Consider the following 19,128-nt stretch of genomic DNA (forward strand, 5'->3'; position numbering starts at 1 on the left):
GAAGCCGCGACGCTTGGCAGTGAGGTGGCCGCGTCTCTCTCATTCCCTCCCCCTTGTGGGGGAGGGGCAGGGAGGGGGTAGCCACGAACTCCGACCTCGCTTGGGGCTACCCGTCTCCCCAACCCTCCCCCACAAGGGGGAGGGAGCGATAGGTCCGTACCTCCCTCACTCTCTCCTTCCCGTTTGGAATTCCTCTATGATTCCAATCCCAGTTCTACTGTGCATGGGGTTGTTTTCGACCTTTTGAGCGACGGGAGGCCTGCATGACCGCCCAGCCCCTGCTCGACGTCCAGGACCTCACGGTCGAATTCAACACCCGCCGCGGCATCGTCAAAGCCGTGCAGCACGTCAACATCTCCGTCGCCAAGGGCGAGACGCTCGCCATCGTCGGCGAGTCCGGGTCGGGCAAGTCGGTGACGTCCTATGCGGTGATGCGCATCCTCGACCGCGCCGGCAAGATCGCCGAGGGCTCGGTGATGTTCTCCGGCATCGACGTCAAGGCCGCGACCGAAGACCAGATGCGCGACCTGCGCGGCCGCGAAGTCTCGATGATCTTCCAGAACCCGCGCGCGGCACTGAACCCGATCCGCAAGGTCGGCGACCAGATCGAGGATGTGCTGCGCACCCATGTGCAGCAGGCTCCGGTCGCTGATCGAGGCGAGAGGGCTATCGAGGCGCTGGAGCAGGTCAAGATCGCCCGCCCGCGCGAGCGCTATCATGCTTATCCTTTCGAGCTGTCCGGCGGCATGTGCCAGCGCGTCGTCATCGCGCTCGCGCTCGCCTGCAATCCGCAGTTGCTGATCGCGGACGAGCCGACCACCGGCCTCGACGTTACGACGCAGAAGGCGGTGATGGATTTGATCGTCGAACTGACCAGGCGCAAGGCGATGTCGACCATCCTGATCACGCATGACCTTGGCCTCGCCGCCGCCTATTGCGACCGCGTCGTGGTGATGGAGAAGGGCCGGGTGGTCGAGACCGCGAAAGCCGCCGACATCTTCGCCAACCCGCAGCACCCCTACACCAAGAAGCTGATGCGCGCGACGCCGCGGCTCGGCGTGAGCCTGCGGGATCTGTTGCCGGAGGAGGAGGGCGCTTCCTTCGCCTCTCCCCGCATGCGGGGAGAGGCCGACGCACTCGGGAGCGGAATTGCGCCCCGGAGTGCGGCGGGTGAGGGGACTCTCCCAGCACTGTGCTCGCGGAGAGTCCCCCTCATCCCAACCTTCTCCCCGCGAGCGGGGAGAAGGGGCACAGCGGCGCAAGCGGGGAGAAAGTGCCCCTCCTGCTCATCGAAAAGCTGGTCAAGGAATACCCCCGCCAGGGCGCCACCGTGACGCTCGGAAAGCTGTTCGGCCGCAAGCCTCCCGTCGAACCGGACGTGTTCCGCGCCGTCGACGGCATCAGCTTCTCGATCGGCCATGGCGAGAGCGTCGGCCTCGTCGGCGAGTCCGGCTGCGGCAAATCGACCACCTCGATGATGGTGATGCGGTTGCTCGACCAGACCTCCGGCCTGATCCAGTTCGACGGCGAGGACATCGGCGCCATCGCGCCTGCCAACTTTGCCCGGCTGCCGCAGCGCAGCCGCATCCAGATGGTGTTCCAGGACCCGACCGATAGCCTCAACCCGCGCTTCACCGCCGTGCGCGCGATCGCCGATCCGATCATGCAGCTCGGCGACGTCAGGGGCCGCGATGCGCTCCGCACGCGCTGCGAGGAGCTGGCCACCATGGTCGGCCTGCCGCACAATCTGCTGGATCGCTTCCCGCACCAACTGTCCGGCGGCCAGAAGGCCCGCGTCGGCATCGCCCGCGCCATCGCCCTGCATCCGAAGCTGGTCATCCTCGACGAGCCGACCGCGGCGCTGGACGTGTCGGTCCAGGCCGTGGTGCTGAACCTGCTCCAGGATCTCAAGGCCAGGCTAGGTATGAGTTATCTGTTCGTCTCGCATGATTTGAATGTGGTGCGCCTGTTGTGCGATCGTGTCATTGTCATGCGGTCGGGTCGAATCGTCGAGGAAGGCTCTTCCGAGAGGGTTTTGAGCGACCCGCAGGACGACTACACCAAGGAGCTGCTGACGGCGATCCCGCATCCGCCGTTGCCGGCTCACTGACGAACGTTAGAGAGTTTGAGAGAGTGATGGCCGAGCCGCTGGACGATTATATCGACGCCGTTTCCAAAGCGCTGGCGCTGCCGGTCGAGGAGGCCTGGAGGCCTGCGGTGCGCGCCAATCTCGAGGTCTCGTTGCGGCTCGCCCGCCTGGTCGATGAATTCGCGCTGCCGGACGAGACCGAGCCGGCGCCGATCTTCGCCGTCTGACGCCGCCATGACAGCCAAGCCAGATCCAAGTGCTGCCGACATCGCCAAGGCGGTGGCCGGCGGCAAAATGTCCGCGCTCGATGCCACCGAAGCGGCGCTCGCGCGTATCAACCAGCACAACCCCGTTCTCAACGCATTCACCGATGTCACAGCCGATCGCGCCCGCGCCAAGGCGCGTGCGATCGATGCCGACATTGCCGCAGGCAAGGAGGTCGGTCCGCTCGCCGGCGTGCCCTTCGCGGTGAAGAACCTGTTCGACGTCACGGGGCTTCCCACCCGCGCCGGCTCGAAGATCAATCGCGATCTGCCACCGGCCAAGCGTGACGCCACGCTGATCGAGCGGATGGAAGCGGCCGGCGCCGTGCTCGTCGGCGCGCTCAACATGGGCGAATACGCCTACGACTTCACCGGCGAGAACATCCACGACGGTCCCTCGCGCAATCCGCACGACACCACGCGGATGAGCGGCGGCTCGTCCGGCGGTTCTGGCAGCGCCGTCGGCGGCGCGCTGGTGCCGATCGCGCTGGGCTCCGACACCAACGGTTCGATCCGCGTGCCCTCGTCGTTCTGCGGCATCTTCGGCCTGAAGCCGACCTATGGCCGGCTGTCGCGCGCGCGCTCGTTTCCGTTCGTTGCGAGCTTCGATCATCTCGGTCCGTTCGCGCGCTCCGTCACCGATCTCGCGCTCGCCTATGACGCGATGCAGGGACCGGATGCCGACGATGCCGCCTGCACCACGCGCGGTCTGGAGCCGACGATGCCGCTGCTCGCCAACCCGGTGTCGGACCTGCGCATCGCGATCGCCGGCGGCTACTTCCAGAAGAACGTCTTCCCCGAGGCGGTCGAAGCCGTCAGCCGAGTCGCCAAGGCGCTCGGCGCCACGCGCGTGGTGGAGGTCCCTGAAGCCGCACGGGCCCGTGCGGCGGCTTATGTCATCTCCACCACCGAAGGCGCCTCGCTGCATCTCGATCGCCTCCGCAAGCGTCCCAACGATTTCGACCCCGCCGTGCGCGACCGGCTTATCGCGGGCGCCATGGTGCCCGCGCCATTGGTGGACCGCGCGCAGAAATTCCGCCGCTGGTATCGCTCGCAGCTTGCCGAGCTGTTTAAATCGACCGACGTGCTGATCGCGCCTGCGACGCCTTGTACCGCGCCGAAGCTCGGTCAGGTGACTTTCAATCTCGACGGCGTCGAGCTGCCGGTGCGCGCCAATATCGGCATTCACACCCAGCCGATCTCGTTCATCGGCCTGCCGGTGGTCGCGGTTCCCGTGCCGCTCGAGCCGCTGCCGATCGGCGTGCAGATCATCGCCGCGCCCTGGCGCGAGGACATCGCGTTGCGCGTCGCATACGCATTGGAGAAGATGGGCGTCGTCGCCGCGCCCGCGCCAAGGGGATTTTGAGAGGAATCTGGAATGGAGATCGATCTCCCCGACGTGATCGCGGAAGTCAAAGCCGCGTTCGATCGTTATGAGCAGGCGCTGATCACCAACGACGTCGCCGTGCTTGGCGAGCTGTTCCGCAACGATCCTCGCACGCTGCGCTACGGCATCGGCGAGAACCTCTACGGCTACGCGGCGATCTCCGGCTTCCGCGCCGGCCGCTCGCCGATCGGCCTCAACCGCCGTACCGCCAGGACCGTGATCACCAGCTACGGCCGCGACACGGCGGTCGCTTCAACCCTGTTCTATCGCGATACGGCTCCCGGCAAGGTCGGCCGGCAGATGCAGACCTGGATTCGCTTCCCGGAGGGCTGGCGTGTCGTCGCCGCCCATGTCAGCATCATCGACGAGTCGAAAGAGACCTGACCTTATGACGCTTGACGATCTTCCGCAGGGAACACTGCCGGCCGAGCCGGTGGTGCCGCGCGTCGACCGGGCGCTGCCGTCGCTACAGAAAGTCACGCGCGCCGAGGAACTGCGTCTGCAGCTTGCCGACGAGATCGTGCGTGGAGCCCTGGCCCCCGGTTCGCCGCTGGACGAGACCGACATCGCGCGGCGCTTCAGCGTGTCGCGGACGCCGGTGCGCGAAGCGTTGCGCCAGCTCGTCGCGAGCGGCCTGGTCGAATCGCGCGCGCACCGCGGCGCGGTGGTGGCGCAGCCTTCGTTCGAACGGCTGACCAGCATGTTCGAGGCGATGGCGGAGCTTGAAGCGATGTGCGCGGGCCTTGCCGCGGAGCGCATGTCCGCCACGGAACGCCACGGCCTGGAGGCCATCCACGAAGAGCTGCGGGTGCTGAGCTACGCCGGCAATCCCGATCGCTTCCACGAGGTCAACGAACGCTTCCACAACGCGATCTATGCGGGATCGCAGAACGGCTACATCGCCGAGATCACGCTGGCCACCCGCGTCCGCGTGCAGCCGTTCCGCCGCGCCCAGTTCCGCAACCTCGGCCGCCTCGCCAAGTCGCAGGCCGAGCACGACCGCGTCGTCGTCGCCATCATGCGCGGCGACAAGCAGGGCGCCGCAGCCGCCATGCGCGCGCATATCGAGCTGGTGCGCGGGGAGTACGAGATCTACGCGGTGTCGGTGTAGCGCCGCGTACTCGGTGCTGTAGGGTGGGCAAAGGCGCAAAGCGCCGTGCCCACCAACTCTCGCGATGATGTTGGAATTTGGTGAGCACGCTTCGCTTTGCCCACCCTACGGCGCTACGCGCGCCCCGGAATGACGAACTACCCCGTCGCGGATTCCGCCATGAACTTGCGCCAGCCGCCATGGCTGGTGATGTCGCGCGCTTCGCCCAGCACCTCCGGCTCGACCAGAAATCCCTTCACGCAGCGACCATCAGCAAGCCGCACCGTCCCGATTGCCATCGGCGCCGGAATCGCATTGACGAACTTGCCGAAGGCGGACGACGACAGCGACCAGATCTCCAGCTCGATCGACGCGCCCTTGCCGGCCTCGACGCGCAGCAGGCCGGGCTTCGGCGGCGTGGTCTGGAGCGCATAGAGTTTGTAGTCCGGCGTGGTCCTAGTCGCCTCGATCAGCTTTCCGTTCAACGCCGTCAGTTCACCGTTCAGCGCCATGCCGGATAGATGCGCGCCGACCACGGCGATCGGAATCGCGTCGTCGCCATGTGCCGCAAGCGGCGCGAGCGGCACGCCCTTCGCCCCCACGGTCAATTTCGTATCCGCATGGAAGACACGCCCGATGCTCGCGAGCAGTGCGTCACGTCCCGCGGGCGCCAGCAGCGTGATGCCGAACGGAATGCCGTCGGCGCGCATCGCGGCGGGCACCGCGAGACCGCAGAGGTCGAGCAGATTGACGAAATTGGTGTAGGTACCGAGCCGGCTGTTGAGTTCGATCGGGTTGGCCAGCACCTGCGCGGTCGTATACGCCGTCGGCGCCGTCGGCAGCACCAGCGCGTCGATATTGGCAAACGTCCGCTCGGCGATCTTGCGCAGGCCCTGCAGGCGATAGAGCGCGGAGAAGGTGTCCGCCGCCGTGAGCCGTGCCCCGGCCGCGGTGATCTCGCGCGTGACGGGATGGATCGTGTCGGGCGCGGACGCCAGCAGATTCTTGATCACGAGATAGCGCTCGGCGACCCAGGGACCTTCATAGAGCAGCCGCGCTGTCTCGTAGAACGGCTCGAGGTCGAACTCGACCAGCGTTGCGCCGAGTGACGTCCAGCGTTTCAATGCATCGGCGTAAGCCGCCTCCGCCTTCTTGTCGCCAAAGAAGATCAACTGCCCGGCGCGGGGCACGCCGAGGCGCAACCCGGCCGGAAACGGCGTGAGTGCGCCAAGCGGCCGGTCGCGCGAGAACGGATCGGCCTGGTCGGGTCCGGCCATCACCGACAGCGCGAGCGCGGCATCGTCCACCGTCAGCGCGAACACCGAGATGCAGTCGAGCGTGCGGCACGCCGGCACGAGACCCGCGGTCGAGATCATGCCGAGGCTCGGTTTCAGCCCGACGATGTTGTTGAGCATCGCCGGCACGCGGCCGCTGCCGGCGGTGTCGGTGCCGAGCGACAACGGCACCAGGCCGGCGCCGACGGCGGTGGCGGATCCCGAACTCGAGCCGCCGGGAATGAGATCCTCGCGGATCGAATTTCTGGGAATGCCGTAGGGCGAGCGCACGCCGACGAGCCCGGTCGCGAACTGGTCGAGATTGGTCTTGCCGATGATGATGGCCCCGGCCCTGCGCAGGCGCTCCACCGCGGTCGAGTCGTGCGTCGGTGTGTAGGAGAAGGCCGGGCAGGCGGCCGTGGTCGGAAATCCCAGCGCGTCGATATTGTCCTTCACCGCAACCGGGACGCCGTAGAGCGGCAGGCCGGCGGCATCCTTCGCGGCCAGCCTTTCGGCTTCCGCAACGGCGTCCTTCTCGTCGCGCAGGCTGATGAACAACGCGGGATCATTGTGGTCGCGGATGCGCTGGTAGGTCCGCGCGATCGTCTGCGCCGGCGTGACGATGCCCGCGCGATGCGCGGCCACAATCGCGGCAATCGTTTCAGGCTGCTCAGCCCCCATGGTGACAAACTCCGGCAACTGCTTCACCCGGATTGAAGCAAGCGATGTGCCATTGTGTACACAATCCGGGCAGGATGGCTGTTGCGGATATTATCGTAAAATCAGCAGTTTGGGCGACATTCTGCCCCGCGATAAGGCGGTCATGCCAGCGCCCCGTTGTAGGCATCTGCATAAATCGTAGGCAATCAAGTCATGTGAAGCCAGCAAGGATCTGGAGCAACCGCTCCCGGTTCTCCTTGCCGATCTTCGCCTCGACATGCCGCTCGTGCTCGGCGGCCAGCCGCTTGAACTTCGCCAGCGCCGTCTCGCCCGGCGCGGTGAGATGCAGCGCGTGGGAGCGCCGGTCGGTCTTCGATTTGATCCGCTTCACCAGCTTGCGTTGTTCGAGGTTGTTGAGCAAGTGCACCAGCCGGGCGCGCTCGATGCCGAGGCGCTTGGCCACCGCCATCTGCGAGAGCCCCGGATTGGCGCCGATCACCGTCAGCACCGAATATTGCGTCGGCCGGATGTCGACCTCGCCGAGCGTCTTGATGAAGTCCTGGAAAATCCAGATCTGGAAGCGCCGCACCGCGTAGCCGGCGTGCCCGGCCAGCGCGTCGAGGCCGATCTCGTCCGCGTCGAGTTGCCGCGCCGTACCGTTGCCGGCGCGCTTGCGCGGGGAGGGGTGGCGCTCGGCTCGGGCTGCGCTGACTGTCACATCATGTCTCCTGCCTTGTCACCCTAGCGCGGCGCTCCGCCGGGCGAAAGATTGTTGTTGACGACAACAATTGCGGTGCTCAACATTCTCGCCAGCAGCCCGGAACGAGGTTGCAGCCGGTCCGGTATCGGCGAGGAGGAAACAGATGACGACCGCCCTACGCGGTGACGCGGCGAGCCTGTTCGCAACGCCACAGACCGTCGCCGAGCGTCGCACCGACGGCAGCATCGTGTTGCGTTCGCCTGAGCCTCTTCGCGAGAGCGCGCGCTGCATCGGCGACTGGCTGGAGCATTTTGCGCGGCAGACGCCCGACACGATCTTCCTCGCCGAGCGTGACAGCGCCGATACCCCTTGGGCCACCATGACCTACGCGGGTGCGCTGCGGCGGGTCCGCGCGGCGGCGTCCTGGATCCTGGCGCAGCGTCTCAGCGCCGAGCGCCCCGTCGTCATTCTCTCCGACAACAGCATAGACCATGCGTTGCTCGCGCTCGCCGCCCAGCACGTCGGCGTGCCCTCGGCCGCGATCTCGCCGGCCTATTCGCTGATGTCCAGGGATTTCGACAAGCTCAAGAGCATGATCTCGCTGCTTCAGCCGGGTGCGATCTATGTCGCCGCGACCAAGCCGTTTGCCGCGGCGCTGGCCGCGATCAAGCCGCTGCACGATGCGCAGATCATCAGCGGCAAGGCTGGTGATGATGATGCGCTCGCCTTCCGTGACGTCGCGGCAACGCCCGAAACGCCCGACGTCGCAAATGCCTTCGCAAATGTCGGACCTGACACGATTGCAAAATTCCTGTTCACCTCGGGCTCGACCGGCACGCCCAAGGCCGTGATCAACACCCAGCGCATGCTGACCTCGAGCCAGCAAGCCAAGGCGCAGACCTGGATCTTTCTCGAGCAGGGCGGCGGCGATCTCGTCATCCTCGACTGGCTGCCCTGGAGCCACACCTTCGGCGCCAATCACAATTTCAACCTGGTGCTGCGCAATGGCGGCTCGCTCTACATCGACGGCGGCAAGCCCGCGCCCGGTCTTTTCGCGACGTCGCTCGCCAATCTCAGCAGTGTGATGCCGACGGTCTATTTCAACGTGCCGCGCGGTTTCGACATGCTGATCGCGGCGCTGCGAGGCGACGGGAGGCTGCGCCGCCGCTTCTTCAGCGAGGTGAAATTCGCCTTCTATGCCGGAGCGGCGCTGCCGCAGAATCTCTGGGATACGCTCGAACAGCTCTCCATCGAAACCGTCGGCCACCCGCTGCCGGTGGTCTCGGCCTGGGGCTCGACCGAGACCTCGCCGCTGGCGACCGATTGTCATTTCCTCGCCGACCGCTCCGGCAATATCGGCGTGCCGATTCCCGGCACCGAGTTGAAGCTCGTTGCGTCCGGCGACAAGCTGGAGGTGCGCGTGCGCGGCCCCAACGTCACGCCGGGCTATTGGAAGGCGCCCGAACTGACGAAGCAGGCCTTCGACGATGAAGGCTTCTATCTCATCGGCGATGCGGTGAAGCTGGCCGATGAAGAGCGGCCCGAGCGCGGCCTGTTCTTCGATGGCCGGGTCGCGGAAGACTTCAAGCTGAATTCCGGCACCTGGGTCAATGTCGGCACGCTCCGCGTCGCCGGCATCGCCGCGCTGGCGCCGTTCGCGCAGGACATCGTCGTCGCGGGCCATGGCGGCGACGAGGTGCGCTTCCTGGTGTTCCCGAACCTCGCTGCCTGTCGCGCCCATGCCGGTCTGCCCGAGACGGCGGATGTCAACGATTTGCTTGCGCATGCCAAGGTCAGGACCGCGATCGCGCAAGGCCTCGCCCAACTGAAACAGCAGGGCGCCAACTCCTCCGGCCATGCGACGCGGGCGCTGTTGCTCGTCGAGCCGCCATCCGTCGACGGCGGCGAGATCACCGACAAGGGCTACATCAACCAGCGCGCGGTGCTGACGCGGCGGGCGGATGCGGTCGCGCGATTGAATGACGATGCATCGGGCGAGTGGATCGGGTTGTAGTTCAAAATGACCGGAGTGGTTGCGCAGCGCAGCAGCGTTTCACGCTGCAGCGCGTCCGGGACATGCTCAAACACGCCAGCCATTCTGCCGCAATATCCTGCGTGATTCTTTTGTTGCCGAAGCAACTAATTTGTGCGAACCGTTTCCGACAAGGATGACGGCGGGGGAACCGCTGCGCCTGTCACGGAGGAAACGATGCTCGGCCTTAGGGGTGCCGCGGGCAAATGCCGGCGTATGCCTGGACGTGGCGTGGGAGTGCGCCCGGCGCGCGATCCGTCAGGCGTCGCTGCCGCCGGTCACCGCGCCGAGATTCTCGTGCAACCGGCGCAGCAGATCGATCAGCACCTCGCGCTCGTCCTTGCTCAGGCAGGACAGCAACCGTCGTTCGCGCTCGAACGCGGCGACGATCACCTTGTCATGGGTGGCGCGGCCCCGTGCCGTCAGCGAAATCGAATGGGTGCGGCCGTCGTTCGGATCGGTGCGGATCGAGACCAGCCCGCGCTTCTCCAGGCTCGCGAGCGTGCGGCTCACCGGGCCCTTGTCGAACCCGATCACGTGGCAGATGCGGGACGCCGGGATACCGGGCTCGATCGCCAGCAGCGACATGATGCGCCACTCCGTGACGTTGACGCCGAACTGCTTCTGATAGAACGCGGTCGCGCTGTTCGAGAGCTTGTTGGCGATGAAGGTGATGAACGCCGGAACGTAGCGGTCGAGATCGAGCGTTGGTCCCGCCTCCATGGGCGCTGGCTTCTGGCGGGCTCTGGTCGAAGACGGCGGCATGGGTACCTGACTCGCGGCGTGCCCGCAGACCTAAGGGCAAGCGCGGTCCTTTCACAAGATCAAAATGAGGGAGGAGTTTCATGAGCGCACCCGGCTCCGCGACATCAGGCGTCCCGCATGTCGACGTCGATCCCTTCGACATGAGTTTTTTGCCGATCCCTACCCCGCGCACGAGCTGCTGCGCGAGGCCGGCCCGGTCGTCTATCTCGACAAGTGGAAGCTCTATGGCGTGGCGCGCTATGCCGAAGTCCATGCCGTCCTGAACGATCCCGCGACCTTCTGCTCCAGCCGCGGCGTCGGCCTGTCCGACTTCAAGAAGGAGACGCCGTGGCGGCCGCCGAGCCTGATCCTGGAGGCCGACCCGCCCGAGCACACGCGCACCCGTGCGGTGTTGTCGAAGGTGCTGTCGCCGACCGTGATGAAGGGGTTGCGTGACCGCTTTGCCGCCGTCGCAGAACAGCGGGTCGACGCGCTGCTCGACAAGGGTAGCTTTGACGCCATCACGGATCTCGCCGAAGCCTATCCGCTTTCGATCTTCCCGGATGCGCTCGGCCTGAGGCCGGAGGGGCGCGAGCACCTCATTCCCTATGCGAGCGTCGTGTTCAACGCGTTCGGCCCGCCGAATGAACTGCGCCAGGAAGCCATCGCGCGTTCGGCGCCACATCAGGCTTACGTCACCGATCAATGCCAGCGTAACAACCTCACGCCCGGCGGCATTGGTGCCTGCATCCATGCCCATGTCGACGAGGGCGCTATCACGGCGACCGAGGCGCCGCTGCTGGTGCGCTCGCTCTTGTCGGCCGGCCTCGACACCACCGTCAACGGCATCGGCGCCGCGGTCTATTGTCTCGCGCGCTTCCCGGAGCAGTGGCAGCGCCTGCGTGGCGACCTCACGCTCGCGCGCAACGCCTTCGAGGAAGCGGTGCGGTTCGAAAGCCCGGTGCAGACGTTCTTCCGCACCACCACGCGTGATGTCGAACTCTCCGGCGCAACGATCGGCGAGGGGAGAAGGTGCTGATGTTCCTCGCCGCGGCCAACCGCGATCCCCGCCGCTGGGACAAGCCCGACAGCTACGACATCACCCGCCGCACCTCCGGCCATGTCGGCTACGGCTCCGGCATTCACATGTGCGTCGGCCAGCTGGTGGCGCGTCTCGAAGGCGAGACCATGCTGACGGCCTTGGCTCGCCGTGTCGCCAGCATCGAGATCACCGGCGAGCCGAAGCGCCGCTTCAACAATACGCTGCGCGGGCTGGACAGCCTGCCGGTGACGATCACGCCGGCCTGACGCGACCGGCGACGAAAACAATCAACAGGGGAGGGAATGATGAAGAATCTGAAATGGACGCTCGCGCTGGCCGCGAGCCTGATCAGCGGCGTGGCGAGCGCCGAGATCTCCGACAACGTCGTGCGCGTCGGCGTGCTCAACGACATCTCCGGCATCTTCCAGGATACCAACGGCCTGGGCTCGGTGGAAGCTGCGCGCATGGCGGCCGAGGATTTCAACGGCGGCGGTAAGGGCATCAAGGTCGAGATCGTCTATGCCGACCACCAGAACAAGGCCGATGTCGGCAACGCCATCGCGCGCAAATGGCTCGATGTCGACGGCGTCGATGCCATCGTCGACGTGCCGAATTCGGCCGTCGGCCTCTCCATCAACACGCTGCTGCGCGACAGCCGCATGACGTTCCTGGCGTCGTCGACGGCAAGCTCCGATCTGACCGGCAAGGCCTGCTCTCCCAACACCGTCCAATGGGTCAACGACACCTGGGCGACCGGCAATACCACGGCGGCCGCGATGATGTCGCGCGGCGGCAAGGACTGGTATTTTCTCACGGTCGACTATGCTCTCGGCAAGGGCATCGAGGCCGAGGCGCAGAAATACATCGAGGGGCACGGTGGCAAGGTGCTCGGCTCGTCAAAGCATCCGCTCGGCACGTCCGATTTCGCCTCGTTCCTGTTGCAGGCCCAGAACTCGAAGGCGCAAGTGGTCGGCCTTGCCAATGCCGGCGGCGACACCATCAACGCGGTGAAGCAGGCCGCCGAGTTCGGGGTACAGCAGAGCGGTCAGAAGCTCGTCGCGTTCCTGCTCTTCATCAACGACGTCCACGGCATGGGCATCGAGGTCGCGCAAGGCCTCCAGCTCATGGAAGCCTTTTATTGGGACATGAACGACGACACCCGTGCTTTCGCAAAACGTTTCGCCGCGCGACCCGGCATGAACGGCAAGATGCCGAGCGGCAACCAGGCCGGCGTCTACGCCTCCACGCTCGCTTATCTCAACGCGGTCGCCGCGACCGGCAGCGACAACGCCAGGGATGCGGTGCCGCAGATGAAGAAGTTCAAGGGCAAGGACAAGCTGTTCGGCGATACCGCGATCCGCCAGGACGGCCGCGTCGTGCATCCCATGTATCTGTTCGAGGTGAAGAAGCCCGAGGAGTCGAAATACCCGTACGACTATTACAAGCTGGTTTCGACCATTCCGGCGGAGCAGGCGTTCCGCCCGCTGGCGGATGGCGGCTGCGAACTGGTGAAGTAAAGAATCTTGCCTCTCCCCGCTTGCGGGAGAGACCGACGCGCCCCGGGCGATGCGATGCATCGTCCCGCGCGCGGCGGGTGAGGGGACTCTCCGCGGGTCCAACTCCCGCCGTCCTCGCGGAGACTCCCCTCACCCCGACCCTCTCCCCGCAAGCGGGGCGAGGGAGAAGAGCCAACCTACACCACCTTGCTGCTGCCCTGTGTGATCAACCGCGCCGCGCGCTGGTCGCGTGCGTAGATCCACAGCCAGCTCAGCGCGACGCTGAGGCGGTGGCGGAGCCCGATCAGGAAGTAGATGTGGGCGATACCCCAGATCCACCATGCGATGGTGCCGCGCAGCTTGATGCGGCCGAAGTCGATCACCGCGAGCCGCTTGCCGATCTGCGCGAGGCTGCCGGAGTGCTTGTAGCGGAACGGTCCCGTCGCAGCGCCGCGCAGCCGCGCCTTGATGGTCTCGGCGACATGCCGTCCCTGCTGCTTCGCCGCCGGCGCGATGCCGGGCACCGGCTTGCCGCCCCAGGCGTTGATCAGGACGGTGTCGCCGACCGCGAAAATATCGGGATGGCCGGGAACGGTCAGATCGGCCTCGACCTGCACGCGCCCGGCGCGATCGCTTGGTGCGCCCAGCCATTCGGCGGCGGGCGAGGCGCGCACGCCGGCGGCCCAAATTCGTGTCTTTGCCGGGAGCAGCTTGCCGCCGAACACCACGCCCTCGCGATTGATCTCGGTGACCGCCTGTCCCAGCACGACCTCGACGCCGATTCTTTCGAGCGATGCCTGCGCATACGCCGAGAGATCGTCGGGAAATCCAGCCAGCACGCGTGGCCCCGCCTCGATCAGCACCACACGCGCCTTGGTCGTGTCGATGTTGCGGAAATCGCCGGGCAGGGTGTGATGCGCCATTTCGGCGATGGTGCCGGCGAGCTCGACGCCGGTGGGACCGGCGCCGACGATGACGAAGGTCAGGCGTGCCGCGCGCCTGGCTGGATCGGTCTCGCGCTCGGCGCGCTCGAAGGCCAGCAGGATGTGACGGCGCAGCGTGGTCGCATCCTCCAGCGTCTTCAGGCCCGGCGCAAACTGCTCCCATTCGTCATGGCCGAAATAGGCATGGCGCGCGCCGGTGGCGAGCACCAGCGTGTCGTAGGGCACCTCGCTGCCGTCGTCGATCAGCACGCAACGTCTTGCGGCATCGACGCCGCTGACGGTCGCAAACAGCGTCGTCACCTCGCGCCGGTCGCGCATCAGGTGCCGGACCGGCCAGGCGATCTCGCTGGTCGCGAGCGAGGCGGTCGCGACCTGGTAGAGCAGCGGCTGGAACAGATGATGGTTGCGGCGGTCGATCAGCGTGATCTCGACCGGCGCCCCCGCAAGCCGGTAGGTGGCCTCCAGCCCGCCGAAGCCGGCTCCGACGATGACGACGCGATGCGGTGTCGTGGCCATGATGCCCTCGAATCTCGCTGCTACTCATCTTCATTTATGTGCGGATCAGGTGCTGCGGTCCAATAGCCGTCATCAATCGTGGCATAGGCCGGGTGTATCGAGGCCGCGAACAAGCGCCGCAGCCTTGGCCGAAGTGAGTAGAATTATATTTCTTGCCATCCTCGAATACAGCGAAATATGGTGCAGGGGTCGGCACTGAGCCATTGGCGGCGCGACGGTTTTTGCGTTCAATAGAGACAGACCCGAACGGCGATTACTCCGTTCCGGGGTCAATAATAGAGAGGGAGTGGTTATGAGGACGGCATTCTGGCTGGCGGGCGCAGCTGCGCTTGGGCTGGCAAATCAGGCGTTCGCCGGCGACACGATCAAGATTGGTTTTGTTTCGACCTTCAGCGGCCCGACCGCCGTGATCGGCAACGACATGCGCAATTCCTTCGAACTCGCGCTCGACCACATCGGCCGCAAGATGGACGGCAAGCCGGTCGAGGTGATCTACGAGGACGACGGGCAGAAACCCGACGTCGGCAAGCAGAAGACCGAGAAGCTGGTGCAGTCCGACAAGGTCGATTTCATCGTCGGCTACATCTGGTCGAACGTGCTGTTGGCCTCGCTCAAGACCGCGGTGGACTCGCAGACCTTCCTGATTTCGGCCAATGCCGGCCCGTCGCAGCTCGCGGGCGAGCTGTGCAGCCCTTACGTGTTCTCGACCTCCTGGCAGAACGACCAGACGCCGGCGGCCATGGGCCTCTACATGAACCAGAAGGGCGTCAAGAGCGTGTTCCTGATCGGCCCGAACTACGCGGCGGGCAAGGACATGCTCGCGGGCGTGAAGAGCACCTTCAAGGGCGAGGTCAAGGGCGAGGAATATACGGTCTGGCCGAGCCAGCTCGACTTCTCCGCCGAACTCTCCAAGGCGCGTGCGTCAGGCGCGGAATCCATCTTCGTGTTCTATCCCGGTGCGGCCGGCGTGCAGTTCCTTAATCAATATGCGCAGGCCGGACTGAAGAGCACGATGCCGCTCTACACGGCGTTCACCGTCGACGAGCTGTCGCTGCCGCTGCAGAAGGACAATGCGCTCGGCGTTCCCGGTGCGCAGGAATGGGTCAACGACCTGCCCAACGAGCAGAACAAGCGCTTCGTCGCCGACTATCGCAAGAAGTACACCGGCCTCCGTCCGACCTATTATGGCGCGCAAGCCTATGACGCGGCCCAGCTGATCAACAGCGCCGTCGTCGCGGTGAAGGGCGACACCAGCAAGAAGGACGCGATGAAGGCCGAGATGGAAAAGGCCAACTTCAAGTCGCTGCGCGGCCCCTTCAAGTACGGCAAGAATCACATCCCGGTGCAGAACTTCTATCTCCAGGACGTGGTCAAGGACGGCGAAGGCCAGCTCTCGCTGAAGACGGTGGCGACGATCGTCGAGAACGACCAGGATCGCTTCCACGACAAGTGTGCGATGAAGTGAACTCGCTCTCTCCTCTCCCTCTCCCCGTTTTTACGGGGAGAGGCGAAGAATGCGCCGCACTCCCCCGGCATGATTGAGCGCCGCGCTTACGCCGGGTGATAGGTCGAACTTCGCGCCGCCATCACCTCGTCGAAAGCCTCGCCCATGATCTCGGTCGATGGGGCAAGGCCGGTGAAAAGCTCGAAGGCGTCGGCGGCCTGGTAAATTGCGAGCTCCCGTCCGGTCATGATCCGCGCGCCGCGCTCCTGCGCCGCGGCGAGCAGCGGCGTGATCAGCGGCGAATACACCGCATCCGCGACCCACAATCTGTCGTGCAGCAGCGTGGCCGCAACGGGGATGTCCTGGTTCGGCAACATGCCGACCGGCGTGCCGTTGACGACACCGGTCGTGCCATGCAGTGCATCCTCGACGCTTGCGGCCACCCTCGCGCCGCCCCGCGGGGCAAGCAAGGAGACCAGCGTCTCGGCGCGCGCAGGCTCGCTGTCGAAAATGCGGATGTCGGTCACGTCAAGGCTCGCCAGCGCAAAGGCGATCGCCTTGCCGACGCCTCCCGCGCCGATCACGGCGATGGCGTTGCCGGACGGCGCCAGCAGCGGCGCCACCGCGCGCGCAAAGCCGGTCGTATCGGTGTTGTGGCCGGTCAGCCGTCCGTCCTTGACGACGACGGTGTTGACGGCGCCCATGGCGGCGGCGCCCGGCGCCAGCGCGTCGAGCCGCGGCACCACCGCCTCCTTATAAGGGAAAGTGACATTGACGCCGGCGAAGCCAAGGCGGCGCACGCCTTCGAGCATCATGGCAAGCCCGGCCGCGTCGGCGCCGGCGACTTCGATGAGCTGGTAGTGACAGCGCAGGCCGAACGCCTCGGCGGCGCGCTCGTGCATGGCGGGAGATGCGGAATGCGCGATTGGCGCGCCGATCAGGCCGGTGAGGAGCTTCTTGCTGGCGGCGTATCCGCGCTTGGACATATGGCTTTCTATCGTCTCGCTGGGAGCCTTCGGTCCCGGCTATTAGCGGGGAAATCCGCGCAATTCCAAGGGACTTTCATCAGCCTTCTTCCACGAGCGGAGAAGGAGGAGCCAGCTTCGAGATCGGATTGTTTCGACTGGAATCGTCCCGTTCGAATGACGGGGCATCGGCGCGCGACCTGTTTGATCGGCGTCGCATTTGCTGCGACTGCGCTCTAGCTCGCCGGTCCTTCCGGCGACACGCTGCCGGGCCGCTCCATGTGCTCGCCTTGCAGCACCTCGCGCGCGAACTCGATGATCTTCTGCTTGTTCGCCGTTTCGTGGACGGCGAAAAACACGCGGTTCAGTTCAAGGCCGAGCACGCTGTTGAGGGCGATGTCCTCGTCTTCCATCGTGGTTTTCCCGCTTTAGACGCCACAGGTGTAACTTGGCATCACTTCTTCCACAAGTAGATTAAATTCTCGGATCGAGCGCAGGCCGCAAAACTACGGCAGCAGCAAATTGAGGCAGCCCGCGAATACGTGCTATACGGGAAGGCGTGGGTCAGGAAACGCACCGATGTCCGCCGTAGACTATGGCCGGGAAGCGCTCGACTTCATCGAGGGCCTCGGGAGCTATCGCAAGGTCCCGGACGCCATGAATGCGCTCGAAACGGCGTTCGGCCGCTTCGGCTTCGAAACCATCATCGTGACGGGATTGCCGAATCCCGATCAACGGTTTGCGCAGATGGTGCTGGCCAAGCGCTGGCCGGCGGAATGGTTCAGTCTCTACACCCGGAACAACTACGACCGCGTCGATCCGGTGGTGCGGTTGTGCCGGCAATCGGTCAACCCGTTCGAATGGGCGGAAGCGCCATATGACGCCGACCTGGAACCGGATGCGGCCGAGGTGATGAACCGCGCCGGCGATTTTCGCATGTCGCGCGGTTTCATCGTGCCGATCCACGGGCTGACCGGCCACGAGGCCGCGGTGTCGCTCGGCGGCGTCCACCTCGATCTCAATCCCCGCAGCAAGCCGGCGCTGCATTTGATGGCGATGTATGGCTTCGACCATATCCGCCGCCTGCTCCAGCCGGTGCCGTATCCCCCGGCGCGTCTCACCCCGCGCGAGCGCGAGGTGATCGCGTGGGCCTCGCAGGGCAAGTCGGCCTGGGAAATCGGCGAGATCCTGCACATCACGCAGCGCACCGCCGAAGAACATCTCGCAACCGCTGCGCGCAAGCTGGGCGCCGTCAACCGCACGCATGCGGTTGCGCTGGCGATCCGCAACAAGATCATCAATCCCTGAGCGACATACTGGGAAATTTCCCAGTATCGAGCCTGCCTCTTTTCACGGAGGCTGGCCCCCATTGAGACTGAATGGGGGTTTTCATGATTCATGCAATTTCTGCGGTTAATCGCCACCTTTACGAAGACGTACTCGAGCAGCATTTCCGGCTGCGCCACGACATCTTTGTCGAGGAGCGGCACTGGGACACGCTGCGTAAGCCGGATGGCCGCGAGATCGATTCCTACGACAACGAGGATACGGTTTACCTGCTCGCGCTGGAGGGGCGCCGCGTCATTGGCGGTCACCGGCTCTACCCGACGACCAAGCCCTCGATGATGAGCGAGGTCTTTCCGCATCTGGCCGCGGTGCGCGGCTGCCCGGCTGACCCGCTGGTCTGGGAGTGGTCGCGCTATTTCGTCGTCCGTGACCGCCGCGACGGGCCACTCAACCTGCAACTGATGGCGGCGGTGCAGGAGTTCTGCCTCAATCAGGGCATCGCACAGGTCAGCGCGATCATGGAGACCTGGTGGCTGCCGCGCTTCCACGAGGCCGGCTTCGTCGTGACCCCGCTTGGACTGCCGGCTCTGGTGGAGAACGCCTGGACCATGGCGGCGACCATCGACATTCGCCGCGAGACGGTAGACGTCCTGCATGATCGCATCGGCGTCGCGTCGATCGTGCGACAGGACGGCCCGCGTCTGGACGCCGTTGCACGTGCCAATCTCTGCGGCCTCGCTGCCGCCCAACGGAAGAGCGCCTGAGATGAGGAACATGATGCGGGACACCCAGACCATGGCGCAGACCAGGGACGAGAATCTCGGCTACATGTCCGACATGGCGCTCGAGCTCGCGCAAATGGCGGAGGACTCCGGATTGGTGACGCTCGCCTATCTGTTCCGGATGGCGGCCCTCGAGGCCTCGACGGCAGACAGCATGCATCCCGAACGAGACGACCATTCCCGGGAGATCACATCGCACTAGACGTCCTCTTCGTCACTCCGGCGAATTCGCACCCTCCCCACGGCCTGCCGCGGGGAGGGTGATCGTTTGGGTGCGGCAGGTTGCCCCACGCCGCTCGGCAGCTTTCTTGCAAGGATTTGGTTGAAGACTTTGTTGAAGACTTGGGCAAGGCGTGTTCGACTGCGCGCGGCCGGATGCAACAAAGTGCATGTCTGGCGCGGAATCGCTCTTG

16 protein-coding genes and 2 pseudogenes are annotated in these 19,128 nt (G+C 65.5%); 12 read left to right on the forward strand and 6 right to left on the reverse strand.

Annotated elements, in window-relative coordinates; translation table 11 throughout:
- Positions 1-263: 263 nt before the first annotated feature.
- The 5 genes and pseudogenes from ACQ86E_RS15595 (at position 264) to ACQ86E_RS15615 (ending at position 4,850) form a co-directional block, all read left to right on the forward strand.
- Positions 264-2,110 (forward strand): annotated as a pseudogene (locus ACQ86E_RS15595) (dipeptide ABC transporter ATP-binding protein).
- A 26-nt stretch (positions 2,111-2,136) separates the two neighbouring features.
- The gene (locus tag ACQ86E_RS15600; protein ID WP_431206124.1) at positions 2,137-2,316 is read left to right on the forward strand and encodes a DUF4089 domain-containing protein; all 180 of its coding nucleotides are present in this window, start codon (positions 2,137-2,139) and stop codon (positions 2,314-2,316) included.
- Positions 2,317-2,323: 7 nt separating this feature from the next.
- Positions 2,324-3,718 carry an AtzE family amidohydrolase gene (locus ACQ86E_RS15605; RefSeq protein WP_431206125.1) on the forward strand — a complete coding sequence of 465 codons (1,395 nt, stop codon included), beginning with the start codon at positions 2,324-2,326 and terminating at the stop codon, positions 3,716-3,718.
- Positions 3,719-3,730: 12 nt separating this feature from the next.
- Positions 3,731-4,123, forward strand: coding sequence for an oxalurate catabolism protein HpxZ (gene hpxZ / locus ACQ86E_RS15610; protein ID WP_431206126.1), 393 nt, complete (start codon positions 3,731-3,733; stop codon positions 4,121-4,123).
- A gap of 4 nt (positions 4,124-4,127) precedes the next feature.
- Positions 4,128-4,850: a GntR family transcriptional regulator gene (locus ACQ86E_RS15615; RefSeq protein ID WP_431206127.1), complete on the forward strand. Its 723-nt coding sequence runs from the start codon at positions 4,128-4,130 to the stop codon at positions 4,848-4,850.
- 137 nt (positions 4,851-4,987) lie between these two features.
- On the opposite strand, the gene atzF is transcribed toward ACQ86E_RS15615, so the two are convergent.
- Both atzF and ACQ86E_RS15625 read right to left on the reverse strand, forming a co-directional pair.
- Complete coding sequence (atzF, locus tag ACQ86E_RS15620; protein ID WP_431206128.1) at positions 4,988-6,784, reverse strand: allophanate hydrolase; 1,797 nt, start codon at positions 6,782-6,784, stop codon at positions 4,988-4,990.
- Positions 6,785-6,974: 190 nt separating this feature from the next.
- Positions 6,975-7,481 carry a MarR family winged helix-turn-helix transcriptional regulator gene (locus ACQ86E_RS15625; RefSeq protein WP_431206129.1) on the reverse strand — a complete coding sequence of 169 codons (507 nt, stop codon included), beginning with the start codon at positions 7,479-7,481 and terminating at the stop codon, positions 6,975-6,977.
- A 145-nt stretch (positions 7,482-7,626) separates the two neighbouring features.
- Here ACQ86E_RS15625 and ACQ86E_RS15630 point away from each other — a divergent pair, with 145 nt between their 5' ends.
- On the forward strand, positions 7,627-9,477 hold the full coding sequence (locus tag ACQ86E_RS15630; protein ID WP_431206130.1) for a feruloyl-CoA synthase: 1,851 nt from the start codon (positions 7,627-7,629) through the stop codon (positions 9,475-9,477).
- A gap of 276 nt (positions 9,478-9,753) precedes the next feature.
- Here ACQ86E_RS15630 and ACQ86E_RS15635 read toward each other — a convergent pair whose 3' ends face one another.
- Positions 9,754-10,260, reverse strand: coding sequence for a MarR family winged helix-turn-helix transcriptional regulator (locus tag ACQ86E_RS15635; RefSeq protein ID WP_431206131.1), 507 nt, complete (start codon positions 10,258-10,260; stop codon positions 9,754-9,756).
- An 80-nt stretch (positions 10,261-10,340) separates the two neighbouring features.
- Here ACQ86E_RS15635 and ACQ86E_RS15640 point away from each other — a divergent pair.
- Positions 10,341-11,547, forward strand: a pseudogene (locus tag ACQ86E_RS15640) (cytochrome P450).
- Positions 11,548-11,586: 39 nt separating this feature from the next.
- The gene (locus ACQ86E_RS15645) at positions 11,587-12,798 is read left to right on the forward strand and encodes an ABC transporter substrate-binding protein (protein WP_431206484.1); all 1,212 of its coding nucleotides are present in this window, start codon (positions 11,587-11,589) and stop codon (positions 12,796-12,798) included.
- A 176-nt stretch (positions 12,799-12,974) separates the two neighbouring features.
- Here the strand turns inward: ACQ86E_RS15645 and ACQ86E_RS15650 are convergent, their stop codons facing one another.
- Entirely contained in the window at positions 12,975-14,237 is a 1,263-nt protein-coding gene (locus tag ACQ86E_RS15650; protein ID WP_431206132.1) for an NAD(P)/FAD-dependent oxidoreductase, read from the reverse strand.
- Positions 14,238-14,529: 292 nt separating this feature from the next.
- On the opposite strand from ACQ86E_RS15650, the gene ACQ86E_RS15655 reads away from it, so the two are divergent.
- Complete coding sequence (locus ACQ86E_RS15655) at positions 14,530-15,702, forward strand: ABC transporter substrate-binding protein (protein WP_431206133.1); 1,173 nt, start codon at positions 14,530-14,532, stop codon at positions 15,700-15,702.
- A gap of 86 nt (positions 15,703-15,788) precedes the next feature.
- Here ACQ86E_RS15655 and ACQ86E_RS15660 read toward each other — a convergent pair whose 3' ends face one another.
- Both ACQ86E_RS15660 and ACQ86E_RS15665 read right to left on the reverse strand, forming a co-directional pair.
- Entirely contained in the window at positions 15,789-16,667 is an 879-nt protein-coding gene (locus tag ACQ86E_RS15660; protein WP_431206134.1) for a shikimate dehydrogenase, read from the reverse strand.
- A gap of 215 nt (positions 16,668-16,882) precedes the next feature.
- Positions 16,883-17,059, reverse strand: a complete 177-nt coding sequence (locus tag ACQ86E_RS15665; protein ID WP_431206135.1) for a hypothetical protein — start codon at positions 17,057-17,059, stop codon at positions 16,883-16,885.
- A gap of 166 nt (positions 17,060-17,225) precedes the next feature.
- Here ACQ86E_RS15665 and ACQ86E_RS15670 point away from each other — a divergent pair, with 166 nt between their 5' ends.
- The 3 genes from ACQ86E_RS15670 to ACQ86E_RS15680 all read left to right on the forward strand — a co-directional run bounded on the left by ACQ86E_RS15670 (position 17,226) and on the right by ACQ86E_RS15680 (position 18,917).
- A complete protein-coding gene (locus ACQ86E_RS15670) occupies positions 17,226-17,954 on the forward strand; it encodes a LuxR family transcriptional regulator (RefSeq protein ID WP_431206136.1) in 729 nt (242 codons plus the stop codon).
- Positions 17,955-18,037: 83 nt separating this feature from the next.
- Positions 18,038-18,697, forward strand: coding sequence for an acyl-homoserine-lactone synthase (locus ACQ86E_RS15675; RefSeq protein ID WP_431206137.1), 660 nt, complete (start codon positions 18,038-18,040; stop codon positions 18,695-18,697).
- A gap of 10 nt (positions 18,698-18,707) precedes the next feature.
- The gene (locus tag ACQ86E_RS15680) at positions 18,708-18,917 is read left to right on the forward strand and encodes a hypothetical protein (protein WP_431206138.1); all 210 of its coding nucleotides are present in this window, start codon (positions 18,708-18,710) and stop codon (positions 18,915-18,917) included.
- Positions 18,918-19,128: the final 211 nt, after the last annotated feature.

This window comes from Bradyrhizobium betae (assembly GCF_050632175.1).
GTDB classification, from domain to species: Bacteria; Pseudomonadota; Alphaproteobacteria; order Rhizobiales; family Xanthobacteraceae; genus Bradyrhizobium; species Bradyrhizobium betae_B.

Coding starts and splice junctions, on each gene's coding strand:
- ACQ86E_RS15600 (WP_431206124.1), top strand. CDS start 2,137: ATGGCCGAGCCGCTGGACGATTATATCGACGCCGTTTCCAAAGCGCTG.
- ACQ86E_RS15605 (WP_431206125.1), top strand. CDS start 2,324: ATGACAGCCAAGCCAGATCCAAGTGCTGCCGACATCGCCAAGGCGGTG.
- hpxZ (WP_431206126.1), top strand. CDS start 3,731: ATGGAGATCGATCTCCCCGACGTGATCGCGGAAGTCAAAGCCGCGTTC.
- ACQ86E_RS15615 (WP_431206127.1), top strand. CDS start 4,128: ATGACGCTTGACGATCTTCCGCAGGGAACACTGCCGGCCGAGCCGGTG.
- atzF (WP_431206128.1), bottom strand. CDS start 6,784: ATGGGGGCTGAGCAGCCTGAAACGATTGCCGCGATTGTGGCCGCGCAT.
- ACQ86E_RS15630 (WP_431206130.1), top strand. CDS start 7,627: ATGACGACCGCCCTACGCGGTGACGCGGCGAGCCTGTTCGCAACGCCA.
- ACQ86E_RS15635 (WP_431206131.1), bottom strand. CDS start 10,260: ATGCCGCCGTCTTCGACCAGAGCCCGCCAGAAGCCAGCGCCCATGGAG.
- ACQ86E_RS15645 (WP_431206484.1), top strand. CDS start 11,587: ATGAAGAATCTGAAATGGACGCTCGCGCTGGCCGCGAGCCTGATCAGC.
- ACQ86E_RS15650 (WP_431206132.1), bottom strand. CDS start 14,237: ATGGCCACGACACCGCATCGCGTCGTCATCGTCGGAGCCGGCTTCGGC.
- ACQ86E_RS15655 (WP_431206133.1), top strand. CDS start 14,530: ATGAGGACGGCATTCTGGCTGGCGGGCGCAGCTGCGCTTGGGCTGGCA.
- ACQ86E_RS15660 (WP_431206134.1), bottom strand. CDS start 16,667: ATGTCCAAGCGCGGATACGCCGCCAGCAAGAAGCTCCTCACCGGCCTG.
- ACQ86E_RS15665 (WP_431206135.1), bottom strand. CDS start 17,059: ATGGAAGACGAGGACATCGCCCTCAACAGCGTGCTCGGCCTTGAACTG.
- ACQ86E_RS15670 (WP_431206136.1), top strand. CDS start 17,226: ATGTCCGCCGTAGACTATGGCCGGGAAGCGCTCGACTTCATCGAGGGC.
- ACQ86E_RS15675 (WP_431206137.1), top strand. CDS start 18,038: ATGATTCATGCAATTTCTGCGGTTAATCGCCACCTTTACGAAGACGTA.
- ACQ86E_RS15680 (WP_431206138.1), top strand. CDS start 18,708: ATGATGCGGGACACCCAGACCATGGCGCAGACCAGGGACGAGAATCTC.